The 8,005-nt window shown below is 66.6% G+C and carries 7 protein-coding genes and 1 riboswitch; of the genes, 4 read left to right on the top strand and 3 right to left on the bottom strand.

Annotated elements, in window-relative coordinates; translation table 11 throughout:
- Window positions 1-132: 132 nt before the first annotated feature.
- Window positions 133-2,034 carry a propionyl-CoA synthetase gene (locus GTK01_RS14615; RefSeq protein ID WP_252927092.1) on the bottom strand — a complete coding sequence of 634 codons (1,902 nt, stop codon included), beginning with the start codon at window positions 2,032-2,034 and terminating at the stop codon, window positions 133-135.
- Window positions 2,035-2,143: 109 nt separating this feature from the next.
- On the opposite strand from GTK01_RS14615, the gene GTK01_RS14610 reads away from it, so the two are divergent.
- On the top strand, window positions 2,144-2,305 hold the full coding sequence (locus GTK01_RS14610; RefSeq protein WP_252927090.1) for a hypothetical protein: 162 nt from the start codon (window positions 2,144-2,146) through the stop codon (window positions 2,303-2,305).
- A gap of 55 nt (window positions 2,306-2,360) precedes the next feature.
- Here GTK01_RS14610 and GTK01_RS14605 read toward each other — a convergent pair whose 3' ends face one another.
- Both GTK01_RS14605 and GTK01_RS14600 read right to left on the bottom strand, forming a co-directional pair.
- A complete protein-coding gene (locus GTK01_RS14605; protein ID WP_252927087.1) occupies window positions 2,361-3,092 on the bottom strand; it encodes an SGNH/GDSL hydrolase family protein in 732 nt (243 codons plus the stop codon).
- 173 nt (window positions 3,093-3,265) lie between these two features.
- Window positions 3,266-4,291, bottom strand: coding sequence for a class I fructose-bisphosphate aldolase (locus GTK01_RS14600; RefSeq protein WP_252927084.1), 1,026 nt, complete (start codon window positions 4,289-4,291; stop codon window positions 3,266-3,268).
- Window positions 4,292-4,468: 177 nt separating this feature from the next.
- Window positions 4,469-4,569: riboswitch (TPP riboswitch) on the top strand.
- Between the two features lie 42 nt (window positions 4,570-4,611).
- Between GTK01_RS14600 and thiB the strand changes: the two genes are divergently transcribed.
- Genes thiB through thiQ form a run of 3 tightly spaced genes read left to right on the top strand, consistent with a single transcriptional unit; the run spans window position 4,612 to window position 7,953 of the window.
- Window positions 4,612-5,613 carry a thiamine ABC transporter substrate binding subunit gene (gene thiB, locus GTK01_RS14595; protein WP_252927081.1) on the top strand — a complete coding sequence of 334 codons (1,002 nt, stop codon included), beginning with the start codon at window positions 4,612-4,614 and terminating at the stop codon, window positions 5,611-5,613.
- A 7-nt stretch (window positions 5,614-5,620) separates the two neighbouring features.
- Window positions 5,621-7,231 (top strand): thiamine/thiamine pyrophosphate ABC transporter permease, encoded by a 1,611-nt coding sequence (gene thiP / locus GTK01_RS14590; protein ID WP_252927079.1) that lies wholly within the window; start codon window positions 5,621-5,623, stop codon window positions 7,229-7,231.
- A complete protein-coding gene (gene thiQ / locus GTK01_RS14585) occupies window positions 7,228-7,953 on the top strand; it encodes a thiamine ABC transporter ATP-binding protein (protein WP_252927077.1) in 726 nt (241 codons plus the stop codon). Before thiP ends, thiQ begins: the two co-directional genes overlap by 4 nt.
- The last annotated feature ends 52 nt before the right edge of the window (window positions 7,954-8,005 follow it).

The following is an 8,005-nucleotide window of genomic DNA, read 5'->3' as shown; positions in this document are numbered from 1 at the left end:
CGCCGAAAATCGGTGCCCCGCACCAACCCAGATGACCGATGCCGAAGCCGCAGCCACATGTCAGGCCGTGCAGAACTCAAATCGCGGCCCTACGGTCTACTAAATGCCGGTAGTTCGAAGTGTCCAACTGGGCTACCCAATCCCCCTCGCCCTCAACGCCACCTCCACCTCCTCCAAAATCGCCGGATCATCGATCGTCGCCGGCATCGTCCACGCCTCCCTGTCCGCGATCTTCTGCATCGTCGCGCGCAAAATCTTGCCCGAGCGGGTCTTCGGCAGGCGCTTGATTGGGACGACGGTCTTGAGGGCGGCTATGGCGCCGATGCGGTTGCGGACGAGGGCGATGATTTCGCGTTCGATATCGGCCGCCGGGCGGTCGACGCCGGCGTTGAGGACGACGAAGCCGCAGGGCACCTGGCCCTTCATCGGGTCGGCCATTCCTATGACGGCGCATTCGGCGACGTCGGGGTGTTCGGAGAGGACTTCTTCCATCGCGCCGGTCGACAGGCGGTGGCCGGCGACGTTGATGATGTCGTCGGTGCGGGCCATGATGAAGAGGTAGCCGTCCTCGTCGACGATGCCGGCGTCGGCCGTCTTGTAGAAGCCGGGGAACTCGTCGAGATAGGCGCTTTTGAAGCGCTCGTCGGCGTGCCAGAGCGTCGGCAGGCTGCCGGGCGGCAGGGGGAGTTTCGCCACCACGTTGCCGAGCGTGCCGCGCGGAACGGGATGGCCGGAATCGTCGAGGATTTCCATCTGCCAGCCGGGCATGGGCACGCCGGGCGAGCCGTATTTGACCGGCAGGGTGCCGAGGCCGACCGGGTTCTGCGTGATCGGCGCGCCGGTTTCCGTCTGCCACCAATGGTCGATGACGGGCTTTTGGAGCTGGTTTTCCGCCCATTTGATCGTTTCGGGATCGGCGCGCTCGCCGGCCAGGAACAGGGTTCGGAATTTTGTGAGGTCGTATTTTTGGACAAACTCGCCTTTCGGGTCCTGCCCCTTGATGGCGCGGAAGGCGGTGGGGGCGGTGAAGAGCGCGACGACGCTGTGGTCGGAAATCACGCGCCAATAGGTGCCCGCATCTGGCGTGCCGACGGGCTTGCCCTCGAACAGGATCGTCGTGCAGCCATGGATGAGCGGCGCGTAGACGATGTAGGAATGGCCGACGACCCAGCCGACATCCGACGCCGCCCAGAACGCCTCGCCCGGCTGGACGCCGAACTCGTTTTCCATCGACCAGGCGAGCACGACCAGATGGCCGCCATTGTCGCGCACCACGCCCTTGGGCTGGCCGGTCGTGCCGGAGGTGTAGAGGATGTAGAGCGGGTCGGTCGCCTTGACGGGGACGCAAGGGATTTCGCGCGCGTCGGATTTGGCTTTTGCGGTGGCGGCGGCATAGTCGATGTCGCGGCCGGGGGTGAGGGCGGCGGTTTGCTCAACGCGCTGGAGGACGATGACGGTCTCGACCTTGTGCTTCGCGATGCTGATCGCGCCGTCGTAGAGGGGCTGGTAGGCGATCGTGCGGCCGGGTTCGAGGCCGCAGGAGGCGGTGATGATGGCCTTGGGCTTGGCGTCGTCGATGCGGGTGGCGAGCTCGCGCGCGGCAAAGCCGCCGAAGACGACCGAATGGACCGCGCCGAGGCGGGCGCAGGCGAGCATGGCGATGGCGGCTTCGGCGACCATCGGCATGTAGATGATGACGACGTCGCCCTTGCCGATGCCGCTGTCAGCCAAGACTGCGGCGAGCGCCACGATCTCGGCCTTGAGCTCGGCATAGGTGAATTTGCGCACCGTGCCGGTGATGGCGCTGTCGTGGACAAGCGCGAGCTGGTCGGCGCGGCCGCGCTCGACATGGCGGTCGACGGCGTTGTGGCAGGTGTTGCATTCCGCGTCGGGGAACCAGCGGCCGTAGATGCCGGCGGACGGGTCGAAGATCTGTTGCGGGGGGCGGGTCCAGTCGACGAGTTTGGCGGCGTCGCGCCAGAAGCCTTCAGGATCGGACTTCCAGCTTTCATAGACCTGATGATAGCGCGACATGCGGTTCCTCCCTGCTGCCCTTGAGGTAGCGGGCGGGGAACGGCGTGTCCAGTTCGGCAAAAGTCGGATTGGCTGCTATAGGGTGGCGGGTCGAATCGCGAGGATCGAGATGCAAACGAAAGTGGTGGCGTTCCTGTTCATCGCCGCCATGGTGGTGCAGGTGATCAGGCCGCTCGGCCTGCCGGGGCTGAAGAAGCGCGGCGATTTCTGGAAGATCGCCGTGGCGGCGATCGCGGTGATGATGCTGACGGTGCTGGTGAGGCCGAACTAAAGCAATCGCAGCAAAAGTGCGAAGCGGTTTTGCGTCCGTCGATTGCGACGATGGTTCAGGCTTCGGTAATCGTCGTGTCGAGAAGCAGCGGGAGAAGGTGCTCGGCCCAGCGGTCGTAGCCGGCTTCGGATGCGTGGAAGCCGTCGAGCGAAAAGCCGGCGACAGGATCGTCGATCGGCAGGCGGGTGGCGGGCACGGCGCCGCGTTCCAGGCACAGGCGATGGCCCCAATAGTTGATCAGCCCGGCGCGGATTTCGAGGATGCGGCCGAGCGCGGGCGGCAAAGCGGGCATCAGCGACATTTCCACGACCGGCGACCAGACGACGCGCGCCTCGGGCCATTTGGCGCGAAGGGCGTAGAGCAGCGTGCCGAATTCGCGGTTGAAGCGGGCGCCGGTGTGGAAGTTCTTGGCGTCGTTGGAGCCGACCGTCAGCACCAGATGCGTCCAGTGGCCGGGGTCCATGTTGGGCACGACATGGTCGCGCAGGCGGCCGGCCGTGGCGGAGTTGAAGCCGGCGGCACGCCACACGACGGGCCGGCCGGTCGCCGCGTGCGCACGGTGGGCGATGCGGGCGGCAAGGCCGCGCTCGGAGCTCTCGACGCCAACGGAGGCGGCAGAGGAATCGCCGAGAACGAGAAGGTTGATCGGCTCGCCGGTGCCGTCGATGCGGTGGATCACCGGGCCCTGCGCCGGCAGCATGCGCTGCACGCGGCGGCGCACGCCAAGCCCCTGCCAGACATAGACCGGGAAGGCGAGCCAGGTGAGGAGTGGAAGAAGGCTGGGCATGGCGCGTATATAAAAGCGCGGGGGCGGAAAGAAAAAGCCCGGATGGTTGGTATCCGGGCTTCTGCGTCACTGTGACCGGGGCGGGGAAGGGTTTCCGCGAAGGGGACCCCACCATTGTCTCTCGCCGCTAAAGGGGAGGGAGGGCGTCATCGTTGCGCGATGCCGATGAGACTTCAGCCCTGCTTTTCGAGATCCGGCGACCACTTGCCCTGCGCGGCGAGGCCGTTCATGCGGGCGCGGTGGGCGAAGGCCTTCTGCGCGGCGGCGACGTTTTCCTGTCTGCCGGCCCAGGCCTTCTGCGGGGCGGCCTGGAGGGCACGGCCGTAGGAGAAAGTGAGCTTCCATGGCAGCGGGCCGGCCGCGTTCATGGCGTTGAGGTTGGCGGTCGCTTCCTCGTCGGACTGGCCGCCGGAGAGGAAGGCGATGCCCGGAACGGCGACCGGGACGGTCTCGCGGAAGACCTTCAGCGTCTTCTCGGCGACCTGTTCGGGCGAGGCCTTGGTGCCCGACTTCTTGCCGGGAACGACCATGTTCGGCTTGAGGATCGTGCCGGCGAGGTTGACGTCGGCGGCATAGAGCTCGGAATAGAGCTGCAAGAGCGTGACCTTGGTCACCTCGTAGCAGGTGTCGATATCGTGCGTGCCGTCCATCAGGACTTCCGGCTCGACGATCGGGACGATGCCGGCTTCCTGGCAGAGCGCGGCATAGCGGGCGAGCGCGTGGCAGTTGGCGTCGATGGCGGTGGCGGAAGGAACGTTCTCCTCCTCGTTGATGTCGATCACGGCGCGCCATTTGGCAAAGCGCGCGCCGAGCTCGTAATACTCGGCCAAGCGCTCGCGCAGGCCGTCGAGGCCTTCGGTGATCGTGTCGCCCGGAAAGCCGGCGAGCGGCTTGGCGCCTGCGTCGACCTTGATGCCGGGGATGGCGCCTGCGGCCTTGATGATGTCGACGAGCGGGGTGCCGTCGGCGGCCTTCTGGCGGATCGTCTCGTCATAGAGAATGACGCCGGAGATGTGGTTTTTCATGGCGTCGTCGGCCCGGAACATCATCTCGCGATAGTCGCGGCGGTTCTCTTCGGTCGATTCCACCCCAATGGCGTCGAAACGCTTCTTGATCGTGCCGGAGCTTTCGTCGGCGGCCAGAATGCCCTTGCCGTCGGCGACCATGGCGAGCGCGATGTCTTCGAGACGTTCCGTCATCTTGCAAATTCTCCTGATGATATGATCGGCAAGGCGCATAGCAGATGGGTTCGACAAACGGAATGCCGCGCCAAGTTCTCCAATCGATTGAATAATCGGGAAATGCGATCGATGCGGGAAATTGGTTAGCGTAGCTGGCCGATCTTGCGCCTGCGGGCGGCTCATTCTATGTCTTGAAGCACTCTAACGGGGTGCCGCGTGCGCGGCTGAGAGGCGAATGCCAACCCGCAGAACCTGATCCGGTTTGTACCGGCGGAGGGATTAGACGCGAAGATCGAAGCGCCTGTCCTTCAACCCCGTGTTTGACAAGGAGGCGCATGATGAAATCCATTCCCATTCTCACAGGCAGCGTTCTGGCGGCAATACTGGCGCTGCCCGCGACTGCGCAGGAAACGCTGACCGTCTATACCTATGAGAGCTTCACCGCCGAATGGGGGCCGGGACCGCTGGTCAAGACCGCCTTCGAGGCCGAGTGCGGCTGCACGGTCGACTTCGTATCGGCAGCCGACGGCGTCGCGCTGTTGAACCGGTTGAAGCTGGAGGGCGAGGGCACCGAGGCCGATATCGTGCTCGGCCTCGACACGAACCTGACCCATGAAGCGCGCGAGAGCGGCCTGTTCGCCCCGCATGGCGTTTCGCTGGAAGCCGTCTCGGTGCCCGGCGGCTGGACGGACGACATGTTCGTGCCATTCGACTACGGCTATTTCGCCTTCGTCTACGACACGGAGGCGATCGCCACGCCGCCCGCGAGCCTTGCCGAACTCGTCGACGGTGACGCGGAACAGAAGATCGTCATCCAGGACCCGCGCACATCGACGCCGGGGCTCGGCCTGCTTTTGTGGATGAAGGCGGTCTATGGCGAGGAAGCCGAAGCGGCGTGGCAGAAGCTTTCGGCGCGGGTGCTGACCGTGACGCCCGGCTGGAGCGAGGCGTACGGGCTCTTCACCTCCGGCGAGGCGCCGATGGTGCTCTCCTATACGACGTCGCCCGCCTATCACCAGATCGCCGAGCGCACCGACCGCTACCAGGCGGCGATCTTCGAGGAGGGACATTACCTGCAGGTGGAAGTCGCCGCGGCGACGGTGAAAGGCGCGGAGAACCCTCTGACGAAGGAATTCCTGACCTTCATGACAGGGCCGGGGTTTCAGGACGCCATTCCGGAACACAACTGGATGTTTCCGGCGGGGCCGACCTCGGAGCCGCTCAATCCGGTGTTCGAGGACGCCGTCGCGCCGGAAGATGCGCTGCAATTGCCCCCGGAGGAGATCGCCGCCAACCGTGCGGCGTGGGTGGATGAGTGGCTGGCGGTGATGAACAGGTGATCGGGATTTGAAGCGCTTGCGCCTGGGGGCGGTCACACCCGGCATCTTCGCCCTCGGCGCCATCGCCCTCCTCCTCGGCGGGGCGTTCGCGGGGTTGATCGTCGAAGGCGCGCGGGATCCTTCCGGCGCGGTCAGCGCATTCGATACCTATCTCGTGCGCGTCGCACGCTTCACGCTGTGGCAAGCGGCGCTGTCGATGCTCGTTTCCGTCGTGCCGGCCATCTTCGTCGCCCGCGCCTTGGCGCGGCGGCCGGATTTCTTCGGCCGGCGGTGGTTGCTGGCGCTGTTCGCGGTGCCGCTCGCCCTGCCGGCGATCGTCGCGGCGCTTGGCATTCTGGCACTCCTGGGGCGGGCGGGGCTGCTTGCCGAGCCGCTGACGGCGCTGGGGGGGGCGCGCTGGCCGGGGATATATGGCTTGCCCGGCATTCTCGTGGCGCATGCCTTCTTCAACGTGCCGCTGGCGACGCGGCTTTTCCTGCAGGCGCTCGAGACGGTGCCGAACGACCGGTGGCGGCTGGCGAGCCAGCTCGGCTTCGGACCTTGGGCGACGTTCCGGTTCGTCGAATGGCCGGTGATACGTGCAAGCCTTGCCGGCGTCGCGGGCCTCGTCTTCATGCTGTGCGTGACGTCCTTCACCATCGTCCTGATCCTCGGCGGCGGGCCGCGTGCGACGACGCTGGAGGTCGCGATCTACCAGGCGCTGCGCTTCGATTTCGACCCGGCGCGCGCGGTTGCGCTGGTGGCCGTGCAGGTGGCGCTGACGCTTGCCGCCGTGCTTGCGCTGCGCAAGGCGGTCGGAGACCTGGTTGGCGACGCGGCGATGGCAACGGTCGCAAGGCGGCCGGCGCATCGCGGCTCGGCGGGGCGCCTGGCGGACGGGATCTTGATCGCGCTGGCCTTCGTGTTCGTCGCCGCGCCGATGGCGGCGGTCGTCGTTTCGGGCCTGCGGGCGGAACTGGCGCGGCTGGCGGGAGATCCGGCCGTGCATGCGGCGGCGATCACGAGCCTCCAGCTTTCCGCGCTTGCCGCCGGCGGAACGCTGCTCCTGGCGGTTTCGCTCGTGCGGGCGCGCCAGCGGCTGGAAGTGGCGCGGCGGGGCGGGCCGGCCGGGCTTCTGGAGCGGGCGATGGATACGGGCGCGGGCTTCGTGCTTGTCGTGCCGCCGATCGTGGTCGGCGCCGGTTGGTTCATCCTGTTGCGGCAGTCGGGCAACGTGCTGGCGCTGGCCGCGCCGATGGTGGTCGCGGTCAATGCCGTCATGGCGCTGCCATTTGCACTGAGGGTCATCCGGCCGGCGCATGATGCGGCGGCAGCGCGCTACGACCGGCTGTCGGCATCGCTTGGGCTTGGCGGCCTTGCGCGGCTGCGGCTCGTCGACTGGCCGCTGATGCGCCGCCCGCTCGGCACCGCCTTCGCCTTTGCCATGGCGCTGTCGCTCGGCGATCTCGGCGTCATCGCGCTGTTCGGTTCGGATGCGGTGCAGACGCTTCCCTATCTCTTGCTCGCGCGCATGGGCAGCTACCGGACAGCGGACGCGGCGGGGATCGCGCTGCTGCTTGCGCTTTTGACGCTGATCCTGATGCTGGCGGCCGAATGGTTCGGGCGAAGGCGGATATGACGGGCGCACAGCTACAACTCGATCAGGTGCGCTTCGCCTATCCCGGCGGGGCCGTGATGCGCTTCGACATCGACATCGCGGCGGGCAGCGTCGTCGCACTCCTTGGCGCCAGCGGGTCTGGAAAGTCGACACTCCTGCACCTCGTTGCCGGTTTCGAGGCACCGCAGGGCGGGCGAATCCTGATCGAGCGAACCGACGTGACAGAGCTCGATCCGGCGAAGCGCCCGGTGTCGATGGTGTTCCAGGAGAACAATCTCTTCCATCACCTGTCGGTCGCGCAAAATGTCGGGCTCGGGCGTTCGCCGGGGCTGCGGCTTTCAGGGCAGGACCGGACCGATATCGCCGAGGCGCTCGCCGATGTCGGACTTGCGGGCAAGGAGGAGCGTTTGCCGTCCGAGCTTTCGGGAGGCGAGCGCCAGCGGGTCGCGATTGCCCGCGCGCTGGTGCGGCAGCGGCCCTTGCTCCTTCTCGACGAACCCTTTGCCTCGCTCGGCCCGGCGCTGAGGGCGGACATGGTGGAACTGGTGCGCGCCCTTGCGTCCAAGACCGGCATGACGATCGTCTTCGTCACCCACCAGCCGGAGGATGCGCGCGCGCTCGCGGGGCGAATCATTTTCCTCGCCGACGGCACGGTCGCGGCGGACGGTCCGGCCGAGACCTTCTTCGGACCCGATGCACCAAGCGTTTTCAGTGATTATGCGGGACGCCTGCCCACGCTTTGACGGCAAAACGCCTGCATGTCACCACAATCGCGAGGCACAGAGCAGACAGGCG

It is taken from the genome of Aliihoeflea sp. 40Bstr573, assembly GCF_024105655.1.
Taxonomy (GTDB): domain Bacteria; phylum Pseudomonadota; class Alphaproteobacteria; order Rhizobiales; family Rhizobiaceae; genus Aliihoeflea.
The sequence above is the reverse complement of the archived record's forward strand: the minus strand, read 5'-3'. Positions and strand labels throughout refer to the sequence as shown.